20 protein-coding genes are annotated in these 24,912 nt (G+C 73.3%); 10 read left to right on the top strand and 10 right to left on the bottom strand.

Annotation, left to right across the window (positions count from 1 at the left end):
- Positions 1–32: 32 nt before the first annotated feature.
- The 5 genes from FH715_RS25635 to FH715_RS25615 are packed head-to-tail and all read right to left on the bottom strand — an operon-like array spanning position 33 to position 6,622.
- On the bottom strand, positions 33–968 hold the full coding sequence (locus FH715_RS25635; RefSeq protein ID WP_139649430.1) for a dihydrodipicolinate synthase family protein: 936 nt from the start codon (positions 966–968) through the stop codon (positions 33–35).
- A complete protein-coding gene (locus FH715_RS25630) occupies positions 965–1,984 on the bottom strand; it encodes an oligopeptide/dipeptide ABC transporter ATP-binding protein (protein ID WP_139649469.1) in 1,020 nt (339 codons plus the stop codon). Before FH715_RS25630 ends, FH715_RS25635 begins: the two co-directional genes overlap by 4 nt.
- 17 nt (positions 1,985–2,001) lie before the next feature.
- Positions 2,002–4,017: a dipeptide/oligopeptide/nickel ABC transporter permease/ATP-binding protein gene (locus FH715_RS25625; protein WP_139649427.1), complete on the bottom strand. Its 2,016-nt coding sequence runs from the start codon at positions 4,015–4,017 to the stop codon at positions 2,002–2,004.
- A complete protein-coding gene (locus tag FH715_RS25620) occupies positions 4,014–4,973 on the bottom strand; it encodes an ABC transporter permease (RefSeq protein WP_139649425.1) in 960 nt (319 codons plus the stop codon). The genes FH715_RS25625 and FH715_RS25620 overlap by 4 nt, the downstream gene beginning before the upstream one ends.
- A complete protein-coding gene (locus FH715_RS25615; protein ID WP_139649422.1) occupies positions 4,970–6,622 on the bottom strand; it encodes an ABC transporter substrate-binding protein in 1,653 nt (550 codons plus the stop codon). The genes FH715_RS25620 and FH715_RS25615 overlap by 4 nt, the downstream gene beginning before the upstream one ends.
- A 222-nt stretch (positions 6,623–6,844) precedes the next feature.
- Between FH715_RS25615 and FH715_RS25610 the strand changes: the two genes are divergently transcribed.
- Entirely contained in the window at positions 6,845–7,543 is a 699-nt protein-coding gene (locus tag FH715_RS25610; protein ID WP_139649421.1) for a FadR/GntR family transcriptional regulator, read from the top strand.
- 131 nt (positions 7,544–7,674) lie between these two features.
- Here FH715_RS25610 and FH715_RS25605 read toward each other — a convergent pair whose 3' ends face one another.
- On the bottom strand, positions 7,675–9,219 hold the full coding sequence (locus FH715_RS25605; RefSeq protein WP_139649419.1) for an MDR family MFS transporter: 1,545 nt from the start codon (positions 9,217–9,219) through the stop codon (positions 7,675–7,677).
- A gap of 364 nt (positions 9,220–9,583) precedes the next feature.
- Here FH715_RS25605 and FH715_RS25600 point away from each other — a divergent pair, with 364 nt between their 5' ends.
- Genes FH715_RS25600 through FH715_RS25585 form a run of 4 tightly spaced genes read left to right on the top strand, consistent with a single transcriptional unit; the run spans position 9,584 to position 13,287 of the window.
- Positions 9,584–10,516, top strand: coding sequence for an ABC transporter ATP-binding protein (locus FH715_RS25600; RefSeq protein WP_246108978.1), 933 nt, complete (start codon positions 9,584–9,586; stop codon positions 10,514–10,516).
- A gap of 41 nt (positions 10,517–10,557) precedes the next feature.
- Positions 10,558–11,325 (top strand): ABC transporter permease, encoded by a 768-nt coding sequence (locus FH715_RS25595; RefSeq protein ID WP_139649416.1) that lies wholly within the window; start codon positions 10,558–10,560, stop codon positions 11,323–11,325.
- A 50-nt stretch (positions 11,326–11,375) separates the two neighbouring features.
- Positions 11,376–12,623, top strand: a complete 1,248-nt coding sequence (locus FH715_RS25590) for a sensor histidine kinase (protein WP_139649415.1) — start codon at positions 11,376–11,378, stop codon at positions 12,621–12,623.
- A complete protein-coding gene (locus tag FH715_RS25585) occupies positions 12,613–13,287 on the top strand; it encodes a response regulator (protein WP_139649413.1) in 675 nt (224 codons plus the stop codon). Before FH715_RS25590 ends, FH715_RS25585 begins: the two co-directional genes overlap by 11 nt.
- Before the next feature lie 79 nt (positions 13,288–13,366).
- Here FH715_RS25585 and FH715_RS25580 read toward each other — a convergent pair whose 3' ends face one another.
- Positions 13,367–14,086 carry a TetR/AcrR family transcriptional regulator gene (locus FH715_RS25580; protein ID WP_139649411.1) on the bottom strand — a complete coding sequence of 240 codons (720 nt, stop codon included), beginning with the start codon at positions 14,084–14,086 and terminating at the stop codon, positions 13,367–13,369.
- A 319-nt stretch (positions 14,087–14,405) separates the two neighbouring features.
- Here FH715_RS25580 and FH715_RS25575 point away from each other — a divergent pair, with 319 nt between their 5' ends.
- A complete protein-coding gene (locus FH715_RS25575; RefSeq protein ID WP_139649409.1) occupies positions 14,406–16,655 on the top strand; it encodes an MMPL family transporter in 2,250 nt (749 codons plus the stop codon).
- A 197-nt stretch (positions 16,656–16,852) separates the two neighbouring features.
- On the opposite strand, the gene FH715_RS25570 is transcribed toward FH715_RS25575, so the two are convergent.
- On the bottom strand, positions 16,853–17,785 hold the full coding sequence (locus FH715_RS25570; protein ID WP_139649407.1) for an alpha/beta fold hydrolase: 933 nt from the start codon (positions 17,783–17,785) through the stop codon (positions 16,853–16,855).
- A gap of 691 nt (positions 17,786–18,476) precedes the next feature.
- Between FH715_RS25570 and FH715_RS25565 the strand changes: the two genes are divergently transcribed.
- From FH715_RS25565 to FH715_RS25550, 4 genes are all read left to right on the top strand, one after another.
- Positions 18,477–19,136 (top strand): response regulator transcription factor, encoded by a 660-nt coding sequence (locus FH715_RS25565; protein WP_139649404.1) that lies wholly within the window; start codon positions 18,477–18,479, stop codon positions 19,134–19,136.
- Positions 19,137–19,146: 10 nt separating this feature from the next.
- A complete protein-coding gene (locus tag FH715_RS25560) occupies positions 19,147–20,370 on the top strand; it encodes a sensor histidine kinase (protein ID WP_139649402.1) in 1,224 nt (407 codons plus the stop codon).
- 69 nt (positions 20,371–20,439) lie between these two features.
- Complete coding sequence (locus FH715_RS25555; RefSeq protein WP_246108977.1) at positions 20,440–22,188, top strand: alpha/beta fold hydrolase; 1,749 nt, start codon at positions 20,440–20,442, stop codon at positions 22,186–22,188.
- Positions 22,189–22,389: 201 nt separating this feature from the next.
- Positions 22,390–22,884 (top strand): hypothetical protein, encoded by a 495-nt coding sequence (locus FH715_RS25550; RefSeq protein ID WP_139649400.1) that lies wholly within the window; start codon positions 22,390–22,392, stop codon positions 22,882–22,884.
- Positions 22,885–22,965: 81 nt separating this feature from the next.
- On the opposite strand, the gene FH715_RS25545 is transcribed toward FH715_RS25550, so the two are convergent.
- Positions 22,966–23,616, bottom strand: coding sequence for a hypothetical protein (locus FH715_RS25545; RefSeq protein WP_139649398.1), 651 nt, complete (start codon positions 23,614–23,616; stop codon positions 22,966–22,968).
- Between the two features lie 72 nt (positions 23,617–23,688).
- On the bottom strand, positions 23,689–24,852 hold the full coding sequence (locus tag FH715_RS25540; protein WP_139649396.1) for a serine hydrolase domain-containing protein: 1,164 nt from the start codon (positions 24,850–24,852) through the stop codon (positions 23,689–23,691).
- Positions 24,853–24,912 lie beyond the last annotated feature (60 nt).

Here is a 24,912-nt window from a genome sequence, read left to right as displayed (position 1 = left end):
CCGCCGGCGCCGGGCTGCTCGGGCCCCCCGGCTCAGAGCAGCCCGGCGCCGGCGAGGTGCTTGGCGACGCGCGCGGTCTCCGCCTCGTCGAGCGGCACCTGGGGAACGGCCGTGGTCGGGTGGTCGATCCAACCCCGCAGGTAGAGCGCCGTCTTGAAGCCGCCGATCGCCGATGAGCCGCGCCCCATCCGGCCCGGGTCGCCCTCGTCGACCAGCGCGAAGAGCCGCGCCAGCCGGTCCTGTTCGGTGCGGGCCCGCGCCCAGTCGCCCTCGGCGCAGGCGGCGAACAGCCGCACATAGCCGTGCGGGTCGACGTTGCCCAGCCCCGGCACGACACCGTGGGCGCCGAGCAACAGGGCCGCGTCCACGACCAGTTCGGAGCCGGTGAAGACGGCGAACCCCTCGCCCGCCGCCCCCTCCCGCACGCCGGCCAACACGTCGCGCAGCACGGCCAGTTCGGTGCTGGAGTCCTTGAGCCCCGCGAGTACCCCCTCGGCCGCCAGGGTCAGGACCAGCTCGGCGCCGAGCTTGGTGCCGACCGCCGCCGGCAGGTCGTAGGCGAGGACCGGCGCCTGGACGCGTTCGGCGAGCACCCGGAAGTGCCGTTCCACCTCCTGCCGTTGGACGCGGGTGTAGAACGGCGCGGTCGCCACGACCGCGTCGGCGCCGGCGTCCAGCGCGGCCCTGGCGTGGTCGACGACGCGCGGCGTGGTCATGTCGATGGCGCCGGCGAGCACCGGCAGCGCACCGTCGACCTGGGCGGCGACGGTCTCGACGACGGTGACGCGCTGCCGGTCGGTGAGGAACGCGGCCTCCGAGGTGGAGCCGAGGACGAACAGCCCGTCGACGCCGGCGCCCACCAGGTGGTCCACGAGCCGGGCCAGCGAGACGGTGTCCACCTCGCCCTCCGGGGTCAGCGGGGTGCAGACCGGGGGCACGACCCCGGTGAGGCGGGCGGGCAGGCTCATGAACGCTCCTTGGCCTCGGTCGCCTGGGCGACGAGCTGGTGGGTGGTCTCCTCGGCCGCGACCGGGTGGTGGCAGCGGAAGCGGTGTCCCCCGGGAGTCTCGCCCGCCGCGTCCCGGAACTCGGGCATCGACTCGGCGCAGCGCCCGTCGGCCTTCCAGCAGCGGGTGCGGAACGGGCAGCCGCTGGGCGGCCGGACGGCGGACGGCAGCGGGCCGGTGAGCGGGATGGGCTCGATCGGGTCGAGCAGCCCCGGCGTCGCGGAGAACAGCGCCCGGGTGTAGGGGTGTCGGGCGTGGCGGGAGACGCGTTCGGCCGGTGACTCCTCCACGATCCGGCCCAGGTACATGGTGACCACCCGGTCGCTCATCCGGCGCACGGTCTGGATGTCGTGGGAGACGAAGACCATGGCCAGGCCGAGGCGGGCGCGCAGGTCGAGCAGGAGGTTGAGGATCTGGGCGCGGACCGACACGTCGAGGGCGCTGGTGGGCTCGTCGGCGACGAGCAGCGCCGGTTCGAGGGCCAGCGCCCTGGCGATGGCGACGCGCTGGCGCTGGCCGCCGGAGAGCTGCCCCGGCAGGGCGTCGGCGACGTGCCGGGGCAGCCCGACCAGGCCGAGCAACTCCCGTACGCGCGCGTCCCGTTCGGCCGGGGTGCCGCGCCGGTGGACGTCGAGCGGGTCGCGCAGCAGGCGGTGCACGGACAGCCGGCGGTTGAGCGCCGTCGACGCGTCCTGGAAGACCATGCCCACGCCGGTGCCGATCGCGGCGCGGCGTTCGGCGGGGTCCATCGCCCACAGCTCGCGGCCCCGGTGGGAGACCGTGCCCGCGGTGGGGCGGGCGATGCCGACCAGGACCTTGGCGAGCGTGGACTTGCCGCAGCCGGACTCGCCGACGACGCCGACGGTCTCGCCCGGCGCGAGGGCCAGGTCCGCGCCGACCAGGGCGTGCACCCGGTCGCGGCGCAGCAGCCCGGAGCCGCGCGCCGGGTAGTCGAGGTGGACGTCGGACAGCTCCATCAGGGGGGTCGGGTCGGTCACGGGCTGACCTCGCTCTCGGAGGGCGCGGGTTGTGCGTCGCCCGGCGCGGGCGCCGGGTGGTGGCAGGCGACGTGGTGCGCGGTGCCGGCGGCCTCGACGAGGGGAACGGGCTCGGCGCAGTCGTCGTCGGCCAGCGGGCAGCGGTCGGCGAAGCGGCAGCCGGCGGGGAAGTCGGCCGGGGCCGGCACCACGCCCCTGATCTGCGTCATCCGCTCGGCGCCCGACTCCAGGGAGAGCACGGAGCCGAGGAGCCCCCGGGTGTAGTGGTGGGCGGGGGCGCCCACCAGGTCGGCGGTGACGCCCTGTTCGGCGATCTGCCCGCCGTACATCACGACGACCCGGTCGGTGACGTCGGCGATCAGCGCGAGGTCGTGGGAGACCAGCACCAGCGCGAAGCCCAACTCGGCGCGCAGCCGCAGCAGCAGCTCGATGACCTGCGCCTGGATGGTGACGTCGAGGGCGGTGGTGGGCTCGTCGGCGACGATCAGCCTCGGCTCGCGGGAGAGCGCCATGGCGATCAGGACCCGCTGCCGCTGGCCGCCGGACAGCTCGTGCGGGTAGGCGCGGAGCGTGCGTTCGGGGTCGAGGCCGACCATCCGCAGCAGCTCGGCCGGGGAGCGCCGGCCGCCCCTGCGGACGAGTTGGCGCAGCTGGGCGCGGATGGTCATGGCGGGGTTCAGCGAGGAGAGCGCGTCCTGGTAGACCATCGCCATCTGGTGGCCGAGGAGTCCCCTGCGGGCGCGGGGGGTGAGGGCGTTCAGCTCGCGACCGTCGAAGTGGACGGTGCCGCCCACCTCGGCGTCGCGCGGCTGGAGGCCCATCACGGTCAGCGCGGTCAGGGACTTGCCGCAGCCGGACTCGCCGACCAGGCCGAGGACCTCGCCTGGCCGCACCTCGAAGCTGACGCCGGAGACGACGTCGACGCCGCGGTGGCGTTCCGGGAAGCGGACGGTCAGGTCCCGCACGGTGAGCACGGGTTCGGCGGTGACCGGCGGCCTGGCCAGCGCGCGCAGCCGGGCGCCGGCGCGTTCCAGACCGGGCAGCGGCAGGGGGACGCGCGGCGCGTCGTCGCCGGCGGCCCTGGCGGCGGGGACGGTCCCGCCGGGGTCGCCCTCGGGCAGGTCGCGGTGGGGGCGGGGCGCGGCCCAGGAGTCGGAGGCGCCCTCGGCGAGGATGTTCAGCGCCAGCACGGTCGCCAGCATCAGCAGCCCTGGGAAGACCGTGGCCCACCAACCGCCCAGCAGCACCAGGTTCTTGCCGTCGGCGATCACGCTGCCCCAGGACGGTTCCGGGGGCCGCACTCCGGCGCCGACGAAGGAGAGCGACGCCTCGAAGACGATGGCGTCGGCGACCATCACGGTGGCGAAGACCAGCACGGGCGCGGCGCAGTTGACGGCGACGTGGCGCACCAGGATGAACGGGGTGCGCGCGCCGATGACGCGTTCGGCCGTGACGTAGTCCTCGCCGTACTGGGCGAGGACGTTGGCGCGCACCACCCGGGCGATCGGCGGGGTGTAGAGGAAGGCGATGGCGCAGACCAGCACGGTGACGCCGCCGCCGAAGACGGAGATCAGCACGGCGGCGAGCGCGACGCCGGGGAAGGCCATCACCACGTCGAGCGAACGCATCAGCGTCTCGTCGACGACCCGCCGCGAGGTGGCGGCGACGGCGCCGATCACCGCGCCGACGGCCAGCGCGAGCAGCGTCGCGCCGAGGCCGATGGCCAGCGACCAGCGCGCCCCGTGCAGCAGCCGGCTGAGGATGTCGCGGCCGAGGCTGTCCTGCCCCATCCAGTGGTCGGCCGAGGGGCCCTCGGAGGTGCCGGCCTGGGCGTAGGGGTCGTGCGGCGCCAGCCAGGGCGCGAGCAGCGCGGCCAGCACCACCAGCAGCAGCAGGCCGAGGGCGACCCGGGAGAGCACCGGCAGCCGTGCGGGGCCGCGCAGCCGGCGGGTGAGGGCGCCGGTCAGCCGGCTGTGGCCGCCCCGTGCGCGGCTGGTCTCGCTTCGCGTCATGTGGCGCTCCTCAGCCGTGGGTTGACCAGCAGATAGAGGATGTCGATCAGCAGGTTGACCAGTACGAAGCCGACGGCGGTGGTCAGGACCACGCCCTGGACGACGGCCGGGTCGCCGTTGCGCACCGCGTCGATCATCAGCTTGCCCATGCCGGGCAGCGCGAAGATGGTCTCGATGACCACGGCCCCGCCCAGCAGGTAGCCGACGCGCAGGCCGAGCACCGTCAGCGGGTTGATCAGCGCGTTCCGCAGCACGTTCCGGCCGACCACCACCAGCGGTGGCAGGCCGCTGCCGACGGCGGTGCGCACGTAGTCGCGGTCCAGCTCCTCGACCATCGCGGTACGGACCACCCTGGTCAGCTGGGCGGCCACCGGCAGCGAGAGCGCGAGGGCGGGCAGCGTCATGGAGTTGAGCCAGGCGTCGGGGCCGTCCTCCGGGTTGACATAGCCGCCGGTCGGGTACCAGCCGCGGTCCACGGCGAAGTACTGGATCATCAGCAGCGCCAGCCAGAACCCGGGCGCCGCGACGCCGACCAGGGAGACCACCCGGATCAACTGGTCAGGCAGCCGGTCGCGGTAGACGGCGGCCAGCACGCCGAGCGGCAGGGCGACGGCGACGGCTATCCCCAGGCCCAGGAAGGTGAGTTGGAGCGTCAGCGGCAGCGCGGTGACCACCTGGTCCCAGACCGGTGCCCTGGTCAGCACGCTGATCCCGAGGTCGCCTGTGACCAGGTCCCCGACGAAGTCCAGATAGCGCACGGGCAGCGGGTCGAGCAGCCCGTTCTCCTCGCGGAACTCGTGCAGTTGCTCCTGGGTGGGGTTGGTGCCCTGGAAGTACGCGGACGCCGGGTCCATGTCGGAGAACCGCATGACCAGGAAGACGAAGAGGATGACGCCCAGCAGCAGCGGCACCAGCAGCAACAGCCGGCGGACCACCATCCGCAGGACCACCGTCACGAGACCACCGCCCCCGTCTGGAGCACGTTGATCCCGGGGTACGCCTGGGCGCGGACGCCGGTGATGACGCGCGGGTCGTAGGCGGTCAGCAGTTCGTTGTGGACCACGGGGTAGAGCACCGCCTGCTCGGCGACCAGGTCGAGCGCCCGGTGGGTGAGCTGGAGCCGGCGCTCGGGCTCGGGCTCCTCGGTGGCCTGGTCCATCAGCGCGAACAGCTCGTCGGCCGCCTCGCTGCCCTCCCAGCCGGTGTAGCCCATCCACAGGCCGCCGCGCGTGTAGTTGTAGCGGAGGATGAGGTCGGCGTCGAGGCCGAACTGGTTGGGGTTGGAGACGGCGGCGACCGCCTGGTAGGCGCGGTCCTGGTCCATCTTGGTGAAGAGCGCGGAGGTCTCCTGCGGCTCCAGCGTGGTGGCCACGCCGATCGCGTCCCAGGACTCCTTGATGGTCGGCAGGCAGTCGACGGCCCAACTCACGTTGACCGCCATCAGGTTGATCGACAGGTCGGTGACGCCGGCCTCGTCGAGGAGCTGGCGGGCGCGGTCGGGGTCGTAGGAGTAGACGGTGGCCGCGGGGCGGTGCGCCGGGTTGTCGGTATCGAGGAACGAGGTGGCGGGGCGGCCGTAGCCCTTGAGGCCGACCTCGATCAGCTGCTCGGTGTCGATGGCGTGCAGCAGCGCCTGGCGGACGCGGATGTCGTCGAACGGCGGGTTCTCCGTGTTGAACATCATGAACAGGTGGTTCATCCCGGCGCCGCCCTCCACCTGCAGGCCCTCGTCGCGCAGTTGCTGAACGTTGGCGTACGGGATGTTCTCCGCGATCTGGGCCTCGGCGCTGTGCCCCGAGACGGCGGCGACGCGGGGCGCCGCCTCCACGACGGAGCGCCAGTTCATGATGCGGAAGGCGGGGTAGCGCGGGCCGTTGTACTCCTCGAACGCCTCGAAGGTGGTGTTGGACTTCGGGTGGTGCGCGCTCTGCCGGTAGGGGCCGGAGCCGACGGCGAGGCCGCCGGTGGCGCGATCCCAGGCGCCCTCCTCGCCGAAGACGTGGCGCGGCATGATCTTGGCGATGGTCAGCCGGGGCGCGGCGTCCGGGAAGGGGAAGCGGAAGTCCAGCTCGACGGTGGCCTCGTCGACCGCGCGGACCCCTTCGAGCCAGCTGGCGAAGAAGGACCGGGCGAGGGTGTTGACCTCGGGGTCGAGGACCCGCTCGAAGGTGAACAGCACATCCTCGACGGTGACCGGCTCCCCGTCGTGCCAGGTGGCGCCGGGTCGCAGGGTGAACGACCAGGTGGTGGCGGTCGGGTCGGCCGGCAGCGCGGTGGCGAGCGCGGGGTAGGGGGCCCGGGTGATCGGGTCGGTGTCCAGCAGCCCCTCGTAGATGTGGTGGTTGGCCGCCATGGAGAACGCGGAGGCGGTCTGTGTCGGGTCCCAGCTCTGGTCGTTGCCGTAGCCGATCACGGCGGTGAGCGAGTTCAGCGCTCCCCCGCTGTGGCCCCCGCCGGTGCCGATCGTGGACGGCGGCCCGCAGGCGCCGAGCCCGGCGGTCAGGGCGCCGGCGGCGCCGAGCGCCCCGCCGTAGCGGAGGAACGCCCTGCGGTCGAGGGAGCGGCCGGAGGAACTTCCGGAACGGTGACCGGTTCGATGGGTCACTCTGCCTCCAAGTGCGGCTTGTGAAGAGGAGGTTGTGCGGTGGTTGCCGGACGCTCTCGACGCTTTCCCCAAGACGTCCTACGTTGTACGTCCTAGGAACGTAGGGACCGGGTGCGCGCCGGGTCAAGGGGTAGGAACATCCCATGTCCCATCTCCCGATGCCACCGGTGGCAGAATTGTGAACGCCAGGTCAAGTCCAGGTGATGGAGAGGGAGGGGCTTCATGGCCCGCCGCATGATGTCGGACGAGGTGCAGGGGCACATCAGGGAGCTGATCCTCACCCGCCGGCTCGCACCGGGCGATCCGCTGCCCACCGAGAGCGAGTTGATGAGCCTCTTCGAGGTGAGCCGCAACTCGGTGCGGGAGGCGCTGAAGGCGCTCCAGGCGGTCAACGTCGTGGACATCCGCCACGGGTTCGGTACCTATGTGGGGAGCCTGAGCCTGGACTCCTTCGTGGACGGCATGGTCTTCCGCGCCGCCGTGCGGCACCGCAGGGGCGAGGCGAGCCTCGCCGAACTCCTGGAGGTGCGCGAGGCGTTGGAGGCCGGGCTGATCGGCAGCGTGGCCGGCGACATACCGGACGCCGACCTGGGGCGGCTGCGCGAGCTGATCGGCGCCATGGAGCGGGAGGCCGACGAGACGGGGCGGGTCAGCGCGGAGACGGACCGCGCGTTCCACCTGGCGCTCTACCGTTCGCTCGGAAACCACCTGCTGAGCGAGGTGCTGGACGCGTTCTGGGCCGCCTTCCACCGGGTCCGCGAGGAGCTGCGGGAGGAACGGCAGGACGAACGCGTCACCCTCGCGCGGCACCAGGCGATCGTCGCCGCGCTGGAGGCGGGCGACACGGCGGGCGCGGTCACCGCGATGCGCGACCACTTCGCGGGCATCCGGCAGGTGTTGCGGCGCAGCGCCCGGGACTGACCCCGCCGGGGCGGGGACCGGGTTGGCGCGGGCCCGGGGCGCCGGGCGCGCACGGCGCGGCCCCCGGCGCGCGTCTCGGGAACGCGCGCCGGGGGCCGGTTGGTCGGGCTTCTCGGTCGCCGCCGTGGCCGTCAGTGCAGCGGCGCCGGCACCGCCTCGTCGTCGCTGTCGCTGCCGCTGCCGGCGGCGCCGCCCGCCTCCGGCGCGGCCACCGGCGTCGGGGGCCGGCGGATCAGGAACGACAGTCCCGTCGCGACCAGCGCCAGCACCGCTCCGCACAGGAACGCGTCGTGGATGCCGGACGCCTGCGCCGTCAACGGGTCGACGCCGCTCTCCACCTCGCTCGTCGCACCGCGGGTCATCACGGTGATGAACAGCGCGGTACCGGCGGCGCCCGCCAACTGCTGGAGCGTGTTGAGGATGGCGCTGCCGTGCGAGTACAGCTCCGCCGGGAGCGACCCGAGCGAGGAGGTCATCAGCGGCGTCATCAGCAGGCCCAGGCCGACGCTGAGCACCACGTGCACCGCGATCGCCAGGCCGACCGGGCTGTCGGTCTCCAGCAGCTGCATCGACGCCAGCGCGCCGGCGACGACGAAGGCGCCGGGCACCACCAGCGGACGCGGCCCGACCCGGTCGTACATCCTCCCCGCGAGCGGCGCGACCAGCCCCATGACCAGACCGCCGGGCAGCAGCACCAGGCCGGTCTCCAGGGTGGAGAGGTCCCGCACGTTCTGCAGGAAGATCGGCAGCAGGATCAGCGTGCCGAAGAGCGCGCCCATCGACACCAGCAGCATGATCAGCCCGACGGTGAACGACCGGTTGCGGAACGGCCGCAGGTCCAGCAGCGGCTGGCGCTCGCCACCGCGCTGGAGGCTCAGCTGACGGAAGGTGAACAGCGCCAGCGCCACGAAGCCGACCGCGATCGGCACCGCCGGCGGCAGCGGGGTGTCGCCCTCGGCGGACTCGCCGATGCTGCTCAGCCCGTAGACCAGGCCGCCGAACGCGACGGCCGACAGCGCGATCGAGACCAGGTCGAAGCGGGCCTCGGCCGGGGTGGTGATGTTGGTGATCCTCATCGAGCCGACGACCAGCGCGACGACGGCGACCGGCAGCACGAACAGGAAGATCCAGCGCCAGCTCAGCTCGGAGAGGATCAGCCCGGAGAACGTCGGCCCGATGGCCGGCGCCACGGCGATCACGATGGAGATCAGGCCCATCGTGCTGCCCCGGCGGGTCGCGGGCACGAACGTCAGCACCGTCGTGATCAGCAGCGGCAGCATCACCGCCGTGCCGGCGGCCTGCACGATGCGGGCCACCAGCAGCACGGGGAACCCGGGCGCTGCGGCGGCCAGCGCGGTGCCGGCGGTGAACAGCGACATCGACGTCATGAAGACCGCGCGGGTGGTGAACCGCTTGAGGATCAGCCCCGTGGTGGGGATCACCACGGCCATGGTCAGCATGAAGGCGGTGGTCAGCCACTGGCCGGTGGCGGCGGAGATCTCCAGGTCCTCCATGAGCCGCGGCAGCGCCACGCCCATGACGGTCTCGTTGAGGATCATCACGAAGGCGGCGGCCAGCAGCAGACCTATGACCAGCACCACCGTGCTGGGTATCGACTCCCCGTCCGGTTCGGGCGGGCCGGTCTCGGGGTCGGATGGCTTCGAGAGCTGTTCCATGGTGTCCCTTGGGCGACGGACGGCAGGCGACTTCAGTGACGGACCGGGCGGGCCCGACGGCGGCCAGGCAGGAAGAAAGCCGGGAAACGACACAGAGCGTCCCCGGCCATGCCAGCTTACGTCCTGGCCGTCAACTGCGGTCAAACAATATGGCCGGCATCACTCCCCCGAGCGACCCCGCGGCACACCCACCCCGACCTGCGTCCCCCTCCCCCGCCGGGGCGCGCCCCCACGTGCCCCGGCGGCGCCCGGCAGCGGGTAGCGGCGGTAGCGCACCGGCTGAGGGGCATCAACCGATCGGTTGATGGCGGGCGGAGCCCGTCGGGGGATGTGGCCGGGTGGGGCGGTCCGGGAGGCTCGTCGTATGAGCATCAACGGCATGGCCGGGGCCGTCGGCCCCGTCGTCGAGGTCAGCGAGCTGCGCAAGGCCTACGGCGGGCGGAACGTCGTCGACGGGGTCTCGTTCTCCGTCGACGAGGGCGAGATCTTCGGGATCCTCGGCCCCAACGGCGCGGGCAAGACCACCACCGTCGAGTGCCTGGAGGGCCTGCGCGTCCCGGACTCGGGCCGGGTGCGGGTCGCGGGGCTCGACCCGCGCGCCGACCACGAGGCGGTGACCCGGGTGCTGGGCGCGCAGCTCCAGGAGAGCGAGCTCCAGCCGAAGCTCACCGTCCGGGAGGCGCTGGAGCTGTACGCCTCGCTCTACCCGCACCCCGCGGACTGGCGCCCGCTGGCCGAACGGCTCGGGCTGACCGCCAAGTTGGCCACCAGGTTCGGGCGGCTTTCCGGGGGGCAGAAGCAGCGGCTGTTCATCGCGCTCGCGCTGGTCGGGGCGCCGAGGGTGGTGGTTCTTGACGAGTTGACCACCGGTCTGGACCCGAGGGCGCGGCGGGACACCTGGGAGCTGATCGAGGACGTCCGCGCCGGCGGGGTCACGGTGCTGCTGGTCACCCACTTCATGGAGGAGGCCCAGCGGCTGTGCGACCGGATCGCGGTGATCGACGGAGGGCGGGTCACCGCGTTGGACACCCCGAGCGGGCTGGTGGCGCGGATGGCCAGGTCGACGGTGATCTCGTTCACGCCGTCCACGCCGCTGGACGACGAGGAGCTGTCGGCGCTGCCCGCGCTCGTCTCGGTCGAGCGGCGGGACGGCCGGATCACGCTGGGCGGCACGGACGAGACGGTCAACGCGGTGGTCACGCTGCTGGCCAGGCGCCGGATCACCGCGCACCAGCTGCGGGTCACGGACGCCACGCTCGACGAGGCGTTCCTCGACCTGACCGCCGCGCACGACTGAACCACCCGAACCCCTTCGACCTGACCACTGGGAGCCGCGAGATGACCACCGTCACAGCCTCACGCACCGCCTCAGCCCGCGTCGCCGTGCTGCGGGCGGAGGCGCGGCTCTTCCTGCGGGAGCCGGGCACCCTCTTCTGGGTGCTGGGCTTTCCGCCGCTGCTGCTGGCGATCCTCGGCCTGGTCCCGCCGTTCCGGGAGGCCGAGGGGGAACTCGGGGGGCTGCGGCCGATCGACGTGTACGTTCCGGTGACGGTGCTGGTCGCGGTGATCGTCGTCGGCGCGCAGGCGATGCCGCCGCTGCTGGCCGGCTACCGGGAGCGCGGCATTCTGCGGCGCATGTCGACCACGCCCATGCGCCCCTCCGCTCTGCTGTCCGCGCAGATGTGGCTGCACGGCGCCGCCGCGCTGGTCTCGGCGGCGCTCTCGTTGGCCATCGGCCGGGTCTTCTACGACGTGGGGCTGCCGGACCACGCGCTCGGCTACGCGCTGACGCTGCTGCTGGCCGTCGCCGCCGCGCTGGCGCTGGGGGCGCTGCTGGGGGCGCGGGTGCGCACCGCGCGGGTGGCGACCGCGGTGGGCTCGGCGGTGTTCTTCCCGATGCTGTTCACCACCGGGCTGTGGATGCCGGTGCAGACCATGCCGGACGTGATGGCGGCCGTCGTGGAGCGCACCCCGTTCGGCGCGGCGGCCAGGGCGCTGGACCAGGCGCAGGCGGGCGGCTGGCCCGACGCCGCGCACCTGGTGGTGGTCGCCGGCTGGGCGGTGCTGCTGACGGTCGCGGCGGTACGCTGGTTCCGGTGGGAATAGGCACGCGCGGGAGCATCGGGTCCCCCGCGCGGACGGGGGCGCGACCGCCGATGGCCGAGAAGGACCAGCGGCGGCACGAGTTCTTCCGCAAGTGGCAGCCGTGCGGGCTGCTCCTGTTCTCGCTGCCGCTGGCGCTCATCACCCTGGACCTGCTGACGCCCGGTGCCGGGGAGCGGGCCGCCATGGCCGCGTTGGTCACGGGCGCCGTGCTGTTCCAGCTGTGGTGGGTGCGGGTGATGCCGGCCCACCCGGGTCCCGACCGCACGACCTTCGTCCACTACCTGGTGCGCTGGGCGCTGGGGGTGGCGCTGACCTGGATCAACCCGTTCTTCGCCTTCTACTCCGCCAGCGGCTACTTCGACGCCGACGAGCTGCTGCCCCGCCGCTGGTGGCGGGTCGGTCTTGTGGCCTGTTCGCTGCCGGTGGCGGCCTCGCAGGCCGGCGGGCCGCCGTTCGGCTCCGCGACCCAGTGGGCGATCTTCGCCGGTCTCGTGGTGGCCAACAACGTGCTGCTCACCGTCGTCAGCCACTTCACGCTCCTGGAGGAGCGGCGGGCGCGGACGCAGGCGGCGACGATCGCCGAGTTGGAACGCACCAACGCCGCCCTGGAGCGCGCCCTCGCGGAGAACGCGGCGCTCCACGACCAGCTGCTGGTGCAGGCGCGGGAGGCGGGCATCGCCGACGAACGGCGGCGGCTGGCGGCCGAGATCCACGACACGATCGCGCAGGGGCTGACCGGGATCATCGCCCAGCTGCGGGTGGTCGCCGCCGGGCCCGACCCGGCGTCGGCACACGAGCATCTGGAGCGCGCCGCCGACCTGGCGCGCCACAGCCTGGGCGAGGCCCGCCGCTCGGTGCACAACCTGGCGCCGGTCGGTCTTGCCACGGACGGGCTGCCGCAGGCGTTGCGCAAGACGGTCGCCGAGTGGGGCGAACGGACGGGCGTGCGGGCCGAGTTCACGCTGACGGGCCGGGCGCGGCAGCCGCACGGCGAGGTGTCGGCGACGCTGCTGCGGATCGCGCAGGAGGCGCTGTCGAACGTGGCCAAGCACGCCTCGGCGGAGCGCGTCGGCGTGACGCTCAGCTTCATGGAAGGCGAGGTCACGCTGGACGTGCGGGACGACGGGCGGGGCTTCGACGCGGCGGCGCTGCCGGGCCGCACCGGCACCTCCGGGTTCGGTCTCGACGGGATGCGGGCGCGGGCCGAGCGGATCGCCGGCACGTTGACCGTCGAGTCCGAGACGGGAGGGGGCACGGCGGTCTCGGCTCGCGTACCGTTGGTGCGCGATGAGCGCTGACGAGGCCGCGCGGTCGGCCGTTGAGCCGGTGATATCCCTGCTGCTGGTCGACGACCATCCGGTGGTGCGGGACGGGCTGCGCGCGATGTTCGACTCGGCGCCCGGCTTCACGGTGGTCGCCGAGGCGGCCGACGGCGTCGAGGCGGTCGCGCGGGTCGCCGCGCACGACCCGGACGTGGTGCTGATGGACCTGCGGATGCCGGGCGGCGGGGGCGTGGACGCCATCGCGGAGCTGACCAGGCGCGGGGCGCGCGCGAAGGTGCTGGTCCTGACGACCTGGGACACGGACACCGACACGCTGCCGGCGATCGAGGCGGGCGCGACCGGCTATCTGCTGAAGGACGCCCCGCGCGAGGAGCTGTTCACGGCGGTGCGCGCGGCGGCCGAGGGCCGCACGGTGCTCTCCCCCGCCGTCGCCTCCCGGCTGGTCTCGGCCGTCAGGACGCCGGCCGCCGGGCCGTTGAGCGCGCGGGAGCGGGAGGTGCTGGCGCTGGTGGCGCGCGGCACGTCGAACCGGGAGATCGCCAGGGAGCTGTTCGTCAGCGAGGCGACGGTGAAGACCCATCTGACGCACGTGTACGCCAAGTTGGGCGTGAACGACCGCGCCGAGGCGGTGGCCAGGGCCTACGAGCGGGGCATCCTGGGCGGCTCCGACCGTTCCTGAGGAGACCCCGCGCCGGGCCGGGCGGCGGCTCCGACCCGTTCCCGCGAGGCGCCGCGCGCCGGCCGCGGGTGCGCGGCCGTCAGTCGCCGGCGATCCGGGCGTGCAGCCCCTCGGTGAGGTCCAGCATCGCCATCCGGAAGATCTCGCCCCGCTCGTCCCCGACGAACGTGGTGTGCCCGAAGACCTCCAGCACCACCAGACCGTGCATGTGGCCCCACGCGCTGAGCATCAGTGCGGTCGCCGGCGCCGGCAGCTCGCCCAGCGCGTCGAGGCGGGCGAGGAACGCGTCGGAGAGCGGGCCGATCCGGGCCGAGGCGAGCTGCTCGACGCGGTAGCCGCCGAACATCAACTCGTAGAAGACCGCGCTCATCCGCTGGAGCGCCCGGGTCGTGGGGCCGTCGACCGGCGCCTCGTAGTGGCGCAGCGGGGTGCCGTAGATCAGTTGGAAGCGTTCGGGGTGGGCGACCGCCCAGCGGCGGTACGCCTCGGCCGCCACCACGAGGCCCGGCGGCGGCGGTTCCTCGGCGGGCGGCGCCTGGACGGCGGCGCGCACCGCGTCGGCGAGGTCGTCGTAGGTCCTGGCGATGAGCGCGGTGACGAGCGCGTCGCGGCTGGGGAAGTAGTGGTACAGCGCCTGCACCGTCATCCCCAGGTCGCGGGCGACCGCGCGCAGCGAGAGCGCCGCCGGTCCGTGTTCGGTGATGTGGCGCTCCGCGGCCTCGACTATCTCCCGGGTGGCGGCGGCCCTGCGCCGCTCCCGCAGGGAGGGCCGCGCCTGCGCGTGCTGCTCTGCGGACATGCGGTGACCCTACGACGGCGGCGGCGCCCCGGCACCCCCGCCCCCTGGGGCCGTCAGAAAATTCTCACACTGCCAAATTCCCTGGCACCCCGCTAGCGTCATGCCCGGCGACGAGGGGCGCGTTCCACCTCCCCCTCCCGTTCCTCTCCACCTCCTCACGGCTTCCGAGCCTCCTCACGGGCTTCCGAGCCCGACCACCGAACGGGGCGAGCGGCCCGCGCGGCGATCCGCGCCGGCCACTCACGGTCAACTCCTCCCACTTCGCCCGCTTTTCATCCGTCGCAAGGACGCAAGTTCAAGGACACGAAGGAGTCCGTCCGTGTTTGACCGCATAGCCGAACTGGCGATCCGCCGGGCCCGGCTGGTACTGGTCGTCGCCGCCGTGGCGACGGTCCTGCTGGGGGCCGTCGGCATGGGCGCGTTCGGGAAGTTGGTGGGGGGCGGCTTCGACGACCCGTCGTCCGAGTCGTCCCGGGCCAACGACGTCATCGAGGAGAAGTTCGGCGGCCAGACCAACCTGGTGCTGCTGGTCGACGCCCCCGAGGGCGGCGTCGACAGCCCGGAGGCCGCGCGCGGCGGCCGGGCGCTGACCGCCGAGCTGGCCGCCGAGCCGAACGTCGCCCACGTCATCTCCTACTGGGGCACCGAGAGCCCGGCGCTGCGCTCGGGTGACGGCCACCAGGCCCTGCTGCTGGCCCATGTGGCCGGCGAGAACGTCGAGTTGGAGGAGAACATCCAGGCCGTCCTCGACGCACACGCCGGCGAGCGGGACGACGGCCTCACCGTCCGCGCCGGCGGCGGCGGCGCCGTGGGCAACGAGATGAACGCGCAGGTCGCGGACGACCTGCTGCTCGCCGAGGGCATCGCCATCCCGCTGACGCTCCTGCTGCTGCTCGTCGTCTTCGGCAGCGTGGTCGCCGCGCTGCTGCCGCTGGCCGTCGGCGTGCTCGCCATCCTCGGCACGTTCGCCCAGCTGTATGTGCTCGGCACCGTCACCGACGTCTCGATCCTCGCCACCAACCTGACCACCGCGCTCGGCCTCGGGCTCGGCATCGACTACGCGCTGCTGATGGTCAGCCGGTTCCGCGAGCGGCTGGCCGCCGGCGCCTCCGTCGAGGCCGCGGTCCGCCACACGGTGCGCACCGCGGGCCGCACGGTCGCCTTCTCGGCGGCCACGGTCGCCGCCGCGCTCGGGGCGCTGATGGTCTTCCCGCAGTACTTCCTGCGCTCCTTCGGCTACGCCGGTGTCGGCGTCGTCGCCATCGCGGCGCTCACCACCCTCTTCGTGCTGCCGGCGCTGCTGCGGGTGTTGGGCCACCGGATCAACGGGGGCCGGATGCCGTGGGTCGGGCGCGGGCGCGGTGGGAGCCGCGAGTCGGTGTGGGGCCGGATGGCGCGCGCCGTGATGCGGCGCCCGGCGCTCACCGCGCTGCCGGTGCTCGCGCTGCTGCTGGTCGCGGCGAGCCCGCTGCTGGGGATCACCTTCGGCACGGCGGACGAACGGGTGCTGCCGGAGAACGCCGAGAGCCGCCAGGTCTCCGCGGCGCTCCAGGAGAACTTCGAGGGCAACGACGACAGCGCGCTGCGGATCGTCGTCGACGCCCCGGTGGACGCCCCCGCGTTGGACTCCTACGCCACCGAACTCGCCGGCCTGGACGGCGTGGTGCGCGTCGAGACCAGCGCCGCCGTCTACGCGGACGGCGCCGCCGCCGGCCCCGGCGACCCGGGCCTGGGCCGCGACGACGCGCAGCGGATCAACGTGGTCAGCGTGCTGACCCCCAAGTCGGACGAGGCCCAGGAACTGGTCCACGACGTCCGCGAGGTGCCCTCCCCCGCCGAGGCGGAGCCGCTGGTGGGCGGGGCGGACGCCGCCCTGGTCGACTCCAACGCCACGGTCGGCTCATGGGTCCCGCTCGCCGCGGCGCTGGTGGTGCTGACGACGTTCGCGCTGCTCTTCCTCTTCACCGGCAGCGTGGTGCAGCCGGTCAGGGCGCTGCTGTTGAACCTGGTGAGCATGGGCGCCGCGCTCGGCGTGGTGACCTGGATGTACCAGGAGGGCAACCTGGGCTCGGTGTTCGGCTTCACCGCGCAGCCGATGGACACCTCGATGGTGGTGCTCGTCTTCTGCATCGCCTTCGGCCTGTCGATGGACTACGAGGTCTTCGTCACCAGCCGCATCAAGGAGCTGCACGACCAGGGCGCGGACAACGAGACGGCGGTGGCCGGGGGCCTGGGCCACACCGGGCGGATCGTCAGCGCGGCGGCCGTGGTGCTCGCCGTGAGTTTCTTCGCCTTCGGAACGTCGAAGATCAGCTTCATGCAGATGTTCGGCCTCGCCACCGGGCTCGCGATCCTCGTCGACGCGGTCGCCATCCGGGGCGTGCTGGTGCCGGCCGCGATGCGGGTGTTGGGGCGGAACGCCTGGTGGGCGCCGGGCCCGCTGCGCCGGTTCCACGACAGGTTCGGGCTGCGCGAGGGCGGCCCCGAGGAGGAGCCGGCGCCCGTGCTGATCGGCACGGAGGAGCGGCCCGCCACCGTCGCGCGTGCGAAGAACCCGAGCGGCGTGTGACGTTCGGAGCCTTCGGGCGATGAGACACGGCCGCCGGGTGCCCACGGAGGGGGTGGGCACCCGGCGGCCGGTCTCGTCCGGCCGGTCTCGTCGGGGCGGTTACGTCTCCGCCGGTGATGTCTCCGGTCGGCTTCGTCTCCGGTAGGTGTCGTCCGGCCGGTGTCGTCCCCGCTCGGTCTCGTCCGGTCGGCGCGCGGTCAGCCGGCGGCGCGGGCGACGACGTCCTCGATCGCCTCGACGGCGGCGTCGGGCACGTCGGTGTGGATGTAGTGGCCGGCGCCCTCGACAACGGTCCGCTCGCTGTCGGTGGAGAGGTTCAGCCACTCCTCCTGGGCGGCGGTCCAGTCCTCCTCAAGCCCCTCGCCGTACTCGGGGTCCAGCTCCGCGAGGTACTGGACGCCGTGCTGGAGCACCCGCGCCGGGATGTCGCCGGCGGGGACGACGTCGGCGTCGGTGAAGACCAGCTGCTCCGGGTTCTGCCCCTCGAAGACCGCGAGTTGGGCGGCGCGCAGCTCGGCGGTGGGGCCCTCGACGTCCTCGGGGATGCGCTCGGCGAAGTCGCCCGCCGCGTGCGGACCGGTGGCGTCCAGCAGGACGACGCCCGCGACCTGCTCGTTCTCCGGCGCGTAACGGGCGGCGATCAGCCCGCCCATGGAGTGCCCGGCGAGCACGATCGGCTTGCCGGAGGCGACCTCCTCGATCACGCCGCCCAGGATGGCGCCGGTGTCCTCGAAGTCCTGCGGGCCGAGCGGCGCGTCGCTGCCGCCGGCGCCGAGCCGGTCGTAGGCGCAGACCTGGCCGTCGGCGGAGAGGGTCTCCAGGAGGTCGGACATGTTGCTGACGTCCTCGCCGCCGCCGTGCAGCAGGAAGACGACCGGCTGGCCCTCGGCGGACTCGCCGGCGCAGTGGATGTTGACGTTGACGGTCTGGCCGTCCAGCTCGATCTGCTCGACGCCCGCGCCGCCGGGCGTGACCCCCTCGTCGTTCCCCTCGTCCGAGGCGCCGCCGTCCGCGGACTCCGACGACTCCGGATCGGCTGACGCCACGTCGTCGTCACAGCCCACGAGGCCCACACCGGCCAGGGTGCAGCACAGCGCTGCGGCGGCGGTCGTACCGATTCTGCGTATCACGGTTCCTCCGAGAGATGGGTCGGCGCGCGGTTCCCGAACGCGGAGCGGGGAGAGCCGACTTCACACACCCGGGAGTGCGGATCCCTCGGTTCGCCGCCGCTCGCGGTCGCCGGATCCTGACAACTGCCCACAGACTAGGAGAGCGGGCGGCGGCCGTCCGATGGCCCTGGCCCCCCTTCTCGCCGCGCCCTCCGGACACTCAGCGAGGGGGGCCGGCTACACCCCGCACCGCGTGCCCGACGCACCCCGCGCCTCAGGCCTCCCCTACATCGCCGTGCTGACCTGCGACGGAACGAGGGCGGGCGGCGGGGGTCGCGAGGCTCGGCGCCAAGGGGGGCGTGCCGGGCAGCGCTGACGGCGCGCACATGGGACGCGAACCCGTACGCCGCAGTACGTTCGCCTCGCGAACCTCCCGAGGAGCTGCGCACGTCGAGCCTTCACGAGATCTCCGGAAAACTTCACTGATCGATCGTGGGGTGGGAGGGCTCCGACAGGGCATCGGAGGAAAACGTGCCCTCCGGGGCAGGCTCGGGACGGGCTCTCTCGCGGGCAACCCGGGTGCGGCGGAGGGGTTCTGAGGCGGTGTCGGCTCCGCCCGCCCGGGTCCACCCCCTTTACGTTTTCGGAACATGACGCGTGGTTGGGTTCTTTGCGGGGTGTGGTGGAGCGGTGCCGAGCGAGGAGTCCAGTCATGCGTGTGCTGATCGTCGAGGACGAGCCGTATCTCGCCGACGCGGTCCAGGCCGGGCTGCGCCGGGCGACGATCGTCGCCGACGTGGTCCACGACGGCGAGGCCGCGTTGGAGGCCATCACGGTCAACGACTACGAGGTGGTCCTCCTCGACCGCGACCTGCCGGGGGTGCACGGCGACGAGGTGTGCCGGCGCATCGCGGCCGAGCATCCGCGGCTGCGCGTACTGATGTTGACGGCGGCGGGGTCGCTCTGGGACCGGGTCTCCGGCTTCGAGATCGGCGCCGACGACTATCTGCCGAAGCCCTTCGAGCTGCCCGAGCTGGTCGCGCGGCTGCGCGCGCTGGAGCGCCGCGCGCAGCCGGCGCGCCCCCCGGTGCTGGAGTCGCTGGGCGTGCGGCTCGACCCGTTCCGGCGGGTGGTGGAGCGCGGAGGGCGCGAAGTGCGCCTGAGCCCCAAGGAGTTCGCGGTGCTCCAGGTCCTGATGAAGGCCGAGGGCGGGGTGCTGAGCGCGGAGGCGATCCTGGAGCAGGCGTGGGACGCCAACGCCAACCTCTTCACCAACTCCCCCCGCGTCACCATCTCCACGCTGCGCAAACGCCTGGGCAGGCCGTGGGTGATCCAGACCGTGCCGGGCGCCGGCTACCGCTTCGGGCAGTGAGGAGGCCGGGATGACGGCACACGAGTCGGCGGGGACCCTGGAGCGGCCGGCGCCCGGGGAGAGGCGGGCGTCGGGAGAGTGGCTGCGCCCCCCGTTCCGGTCCGGGGTGCCGATACGGGTGCGGCTGGCGCTGAGTTACGCGGGGATGGTCACGGGCTCGGTCGCCGTCTTCATCGTGATCGTGTACCTCTTCATGCGGTACGTGCCGGCCTTCCAGCTGAGCGAGACCTTCGGCGGGGCCTCCTCGTTCGAGCGGGTGGAGCCCCCGGGCGTGGGCGGGGCCGTGGAGATCCAGAGTGCGGACGACTTCCTCGACACGTTCCTGCTGGTCTCGGGGATAGCCCTGGCCGCGCTCGCCCTGCTGGGCGCCGCCGTCGGGTGGCTCGTCGCCGGCCGCATCATCAGACCGCTGGCCGCGATCAACCTCGCGGCCACCCGCGCCGCGACGGGAAACCTCGACCACCGCGTGGGACTTGAGGGCCCCAGGGACGAGGTCAGCGACCTCGCCGACACCTTCGACCGGATGCTCGCCTCGCTGGAGCGCTCCTTCGCCACGCACCGGCGCTTCGCCGCGAACGCCTCGCACGAGCTGCGGACCCCGCTGGCCACGACGCAGACGATGATCGACGTCGCCTTGGACGACCCGGAGACGGACGCCCGCGAGTTCCGCGCGCTCGCCGGCCGGGTGCGCGAGATGAACCGCGCCAACATCGAGACGGTCAACGCCCTGTTGGACCTCTGCGACGCCGAGGGCGGAGTGCGGGTGCGCGAGCCGGTGGAGCTGGTCGAGCTGGCTCGCTCCGTGGTCGCACGCCACGGTGCCGAGGCCGAGGCCGCCGGCGTCGAGCTGCACCACCCGGAGGGGAGGACCGTCTGGGCCCTCGGCGACCCGGTGCTGATACGCCAGGCCCTGTCGAACCTGGTGCGCAACGCGATCCGTCACAACCACCGCGGCGGCCATGCCCGGGTGGAGCAGTCGGTCGAGGGCACCGCGACCCGGCTGACGGTGGTCAACTCCGGCCCGGTGGTGGCGCCCGAGCTGGTGCCCTCGCTGGTCGAGCCGTTCGTGCGCGGCGACGGCCGGGTCAAGCGCCGAGGCGCGGGGCACGGGCTGGGGCTCGCCCTGGTGTCGGCCGTCGCCACCGCGCACGACGGCGCCCTGCGGCTCGACGCGCCGCGCGAGGGCGGTCTCGCGGTGCGGCTGGATCTGCCTCGCGCGGACCCCCCTTTCTGAACGTTCCTGTAACACCCCGCTCCCTAGCGTCGCTCTCGTCTTGTTGGACGAGGACGGGAGCACCCAGTGGTGCGCGGGACAAGAGGAGTGCGGCGCGGTGCGGGCATCGCGCTGGCCTTCGGGATGACGGCGTTGGTCGCGGTGGCGGTCGGGGCGCCTGCCCAGGGCGCGGAGGACGACGAGCTGGCGGAGTTCTACGGGCAGGAGCCGGACTGGGCCGAGTGCCCGGAGTGGGAGCAGCCACCGCCGTCGGAGCAGCCGGAGGACGGCATCATCGTCGACCCGTGGCAGGGACAGTGGAAGCTCATGGAGTGCGCCACCGTGGTCGTCCCCTTGAACTACGAGGAGCCGGGCGAGGGTTCGCTCCGCCTTGAGGTCAGCCGGATCAAGGCGAAGGACGAGGAGCGCCGGCAGGGCGTCCTGCTGTTCAACCCGGGCGGCCCCGGCGGGGGCGGCCTCGCGATGCCGCTCGGATCGCGCGACTTCGAGGTCGCGGAGAGCTTCGACCTGATCGGTTTCGACCCGCGCGGCGTCGGCCGCTCCAGCCAGCTCATGTGCGAGACCGTGGAGGAGCGGAAGCCGGACACCACCCGGCCCACCGACGAGCAGTTCGCCGAGTACACGGAGTACGCGCAGGCGCGCGAGGAGGCGTGCGAGCGCGCGGGCGGCGGTATCCGCCCGCACATCAACACGGCGAACACCGCCCGCGACATGGACGTGATCCGTGCCGCGCTCGGCGAGGAGAAGATCAACTACCTGGGGTACTCCTACGGCACCTATCTGGGCGCGGTCTACGGCAGCCTCTTCCCCGAGGGGCTGAACCGCAGCGTGCTGGACTCCTCGATCCACCCCGACTGGCTGTGGCGTGAGCAGTTCCTCCAGCAGTCCGTGGGCGTCCGGTCCAACGTGGAGGCGTGGGCCGAGTGGGTCGGCGAACGCGACTCCACCTTCGGCCTGGGCGCCTCCGAGGACGAGGTGCTGGCCGCCACGGAGGCGCTGGCCGCCGAGCTGGCGGAGACGCCGGTGACGATCGACCGCGAGCGGCCCGAGGACTGGCCGGCCTACTGGCCGCGCGAGTTCGACCGCGACGCGCTCGACTCCTTCCTCGCCCTCGGCACCCAGCCCCGCCCGGTGTGGGACGTCGTCGCCGAGGTGGTGGCCGAGGTCCGCGCGGCGTCGGCCGAGGACGCGCCCCTCTCCCCGGACGCGGGCGCGGCGGCGGCCAACATCCTGACCGAACAGGGCATCCCCCGGGTCGAGTCCGGGGTGTACGACACGGTCACCTGCGAGGCCGACTGGCCAGGCGACCTGGCCACCTACTACGACGACATGCGGGAGTACCGCGACAAGTACCCGTACCACGACTTCAACGGCAGCGGAGTGGTCGGCGCCGCGCCCACCACCTGCACCTTCAGGAGCTTCGACCCGCCGGAGCCGCTGGTGGGGCTGGAGCGCGACGGCTACCCGACGGGGCTGGTGATCCAGGCCGACGGTGACCCGGCGACGCAGTACGCGGGCGGCCCCGCGATGGCCGACGCCCTGGACAACCAGCTGATATCCGTCCGCGACAGCGGCACCCACGGGCTCTACGGGCTGAACGAGTGCGTGACGGAGAAGGTCAACGACTACCTGATCAACGGCGTGCTGCCGCCGTCCCGTTCCGAGTGCGACTCCGCGCCGCGCCCGGACGTCCCGGCGGACGACGCCCCGCTGGCCGAACGCGAGGCCGCCGGCGCCGACCAGGGCGACTCCCTGGAGGACCGCGCCCGGGACGCCCTCGCCGACCGCTCCCTCTGGCAGACCCCGGCCCGTTCCTGACGGCCGGGTCCGCACCGGAACGCGGGGCCGCCCGCCCGTGGGGGGACGGGCGGCCCCGCCCAAGGCACCGGGGCCCTGCACCACGCACCGAGCGCCTCGCGGTGCGGGCGGGCGGGCGGGCGGGCGGGCGGAGAATCAACCCGGGGGGTGCGTTCCCACCGAGCCCGAAGTCCGCTTTCCGCGCGAGGCCCTGGAGAAGATGTGAGCGACGACCTCGACTTCTACGTCCGCACAGCGACCCGGGGAACGGTCTGCGGCCTGGGGGCGGGGTCCCTGCCGACGGAGTGGGAACCGGTGCTCGGCGGCGACTACGTGGATGACGCCCGCAAGGGGAGAATGCGCCGTGACTACGGTCTGGTCGAGGTTTCCTTCCTCAGGCGGGAGGGCGAATGGCGGTGCGCCACCGTGTCGTTGCAGGTCCACCGGCTCGCCTGGGCGGAGGACGTCGTTCCGCGGCGGCTGCGCGAGGAGTACGGAGAGTTCCGGACGCACGTCCCCTTCGCCTCGCTCGCCGCCGGAATCGCGGAAGCCGGCTTCGGCCTGGAGGAGGTCGGAGACTCCTCGATGCACGGGTTCACGGCGTTCCGGATCTCCGAGACCTCATCCGTTCTCCACGTCGCACGGACGCCACCGGGCGACGGCGGCCCTCATCATGCCGACGACGTCTGGTCCCTCGCGCTGAGCTGGTCCCAGTAACGGCTTGACGCGCGGCCCGTCGCGCCGTTCGTCACCGTCCCCCGGGACGGGCGGCCCCGCCCCGGGCTGCCGCCCGAGGGATCAGAAGCGGTTGACCGCCCGCAGCACCGGGGTGCCGGCCTGTTCCAGGGTGGTCAGCAGCTTTCCGTTGTCGGTGACGCGGAACTCCGTCCATGTCCCGTCCATGGCCAGCACGTCGATGCCGGGCAGCCCGGAGAAGCCCTTGGGCGGCAGCTCCTCCACCACGTAGATGCTCGGGAAGGGCACCTCCAGCGCGACGCCCCGGGCGGTGTACAGGCGCAGCACCCCCGCGTCGTAGCCGACGAGGCCGGGGGTGTCGCCCACCTCGCCGGGCAGCGTGTGGCCTCCGACCCGCGGGATCGCGGACACCGCCCGGTGCAGCCGGCGTTGGCGACGGATGTCCCTGACGGCCAGTGGCAGCAGGATGGGCAGTCCGTAGAGCACGGCCCAGGCGCCGAGCGCCGCCAACGGCGGCACGACGAACGGCACCTCCCCGTCGCTGGACGCCCCGATCCCCATCAGCACGCCCAGCCCGAGGAACACGCCGACCGTCACGACGATCGACTTGGCCGGCCCCCATCTGCGGTAGGTCACCGGGTGTTGGGCCACCGCCCCGATGCCGCACTCCCTGATGTGGTCCAACGTGTGGCGGCGCCGCAGCTCCGGAGGGAACTCGTGCCGAGGTGTCCTGGGGAGCGGTGGTCGGGTCACCTGTCTGCCTCTCCTGTACGTCGCCGCTCCCCGCGAGCGGGGGAACGGGGTACCGGCCGGGGCGCGCCAGCCTCAACCGTCCTCCGCGCAGAGCGCGTTGTCGATCAGCTCGGTGGCCGCGGCCTCCTGGGCGAGGGCGCTCTCCGCCGAGTCCTGGAGCTGGGTGGACATCGAGACGACGACGCTGCTCCGCCCGTCCTCGGTGACGCCGACGCGCGTGCGGTAGCCGATCTGGTCGCCGCTCGGTATCCACACGGTACCGCCGCACGACAGGGCGCGGGAGAAGATCCCCAGCCCGTAACCCGCCTCCTCCCAGGGGGTGTCGTCCTCCCCCACGGGCACGGTTCCGGTCAGCTCGGCCCGTTCCGCCTCCTCCAGCAGCGTGCCGTCGAACAGCGCGCGGGCGAAACGGTCCAGGTCGGCGGTGGTCGAGACATAGCCGCCCGAGGCGTCGGCGTCGACGAGTTCGGTGGTGTCGACCAGTTCCTCCCCCGGGGCGAAGCGGGTGTAGCCGTTGGCGTGCGGCTCGGGCAGCCCCGGGTCGTCGCCGGGCCAGGTGGTGTCCCGCATCCCGAGCGGCCGGAGGATCCGCGCCTCGACCTCGTCCTGCCAGGGGCGGCCGGTGACCCGTTCGACGACCATCCCCAGCAGCACATAGCCGGTGTTGGAGTAGCTCCAGCCCTCGCCCGGCGCGAAGTCCGGCGCGCCCCGCATCGCGGCGGCCACGATCTCCTCCGGGGTGTACACCTCGTGGCGGCTCTCCCGGTAGCGCTCGGCGGAGCCGCCGCGCACCGGGTAGTCGCCGTCGTGCACGCCGGCGGTGTGCTGGAGGAGTTGCCGCACGGTCATCAGCCGCCCGTCGTGGCCGTTGCCCCGCACCACCCCGGGCAGCCACTCCTCGGCGGTGTCGTCCAGCGACAGCCGTTCCTCGGCGGCGAGTTGGAGCACCACGGTGGCCACCAGGGTCTTGTTGACGCTGCCGATCCGGAAGTGGCCGTCGGGCGCGACCTCCCGGTCGGTGCCGACGTCGGCGACGCCGGCGGCGACGCTCTCCGACGCACCGTCGGGCCCGGTGGCGCGGGCCTGCACCCCGGTGACGCCGGTGTCGACGATCGCCTCGGCGTCGGACCGCAACCGGTCCCCCTCGCCGGTGCCGCACGCGACGGTCCCCGTCACGCCGCACACGGCCACGGCGACGGCCGTCGCCCGCAGCCGGTTCCCCCTCTTCACGGCCATTGCCGGCCCACCCCTCGGTCGTCGCTCCAGGTCCCGCTGATCCTGTCGACGCCCCGCCCC

Source organism: Streptomyces sedi (genome assembly GCF_006335015.1).
GTDB lineage: Bacteria > Actinomycetota > Actinomycetes > Streptomycetales > Streptomycetaceae > Streptomyces > Streptomyces sedi.
This window is presented reverse-complemented; position numbering and strand designations above follow the sequence as displayed.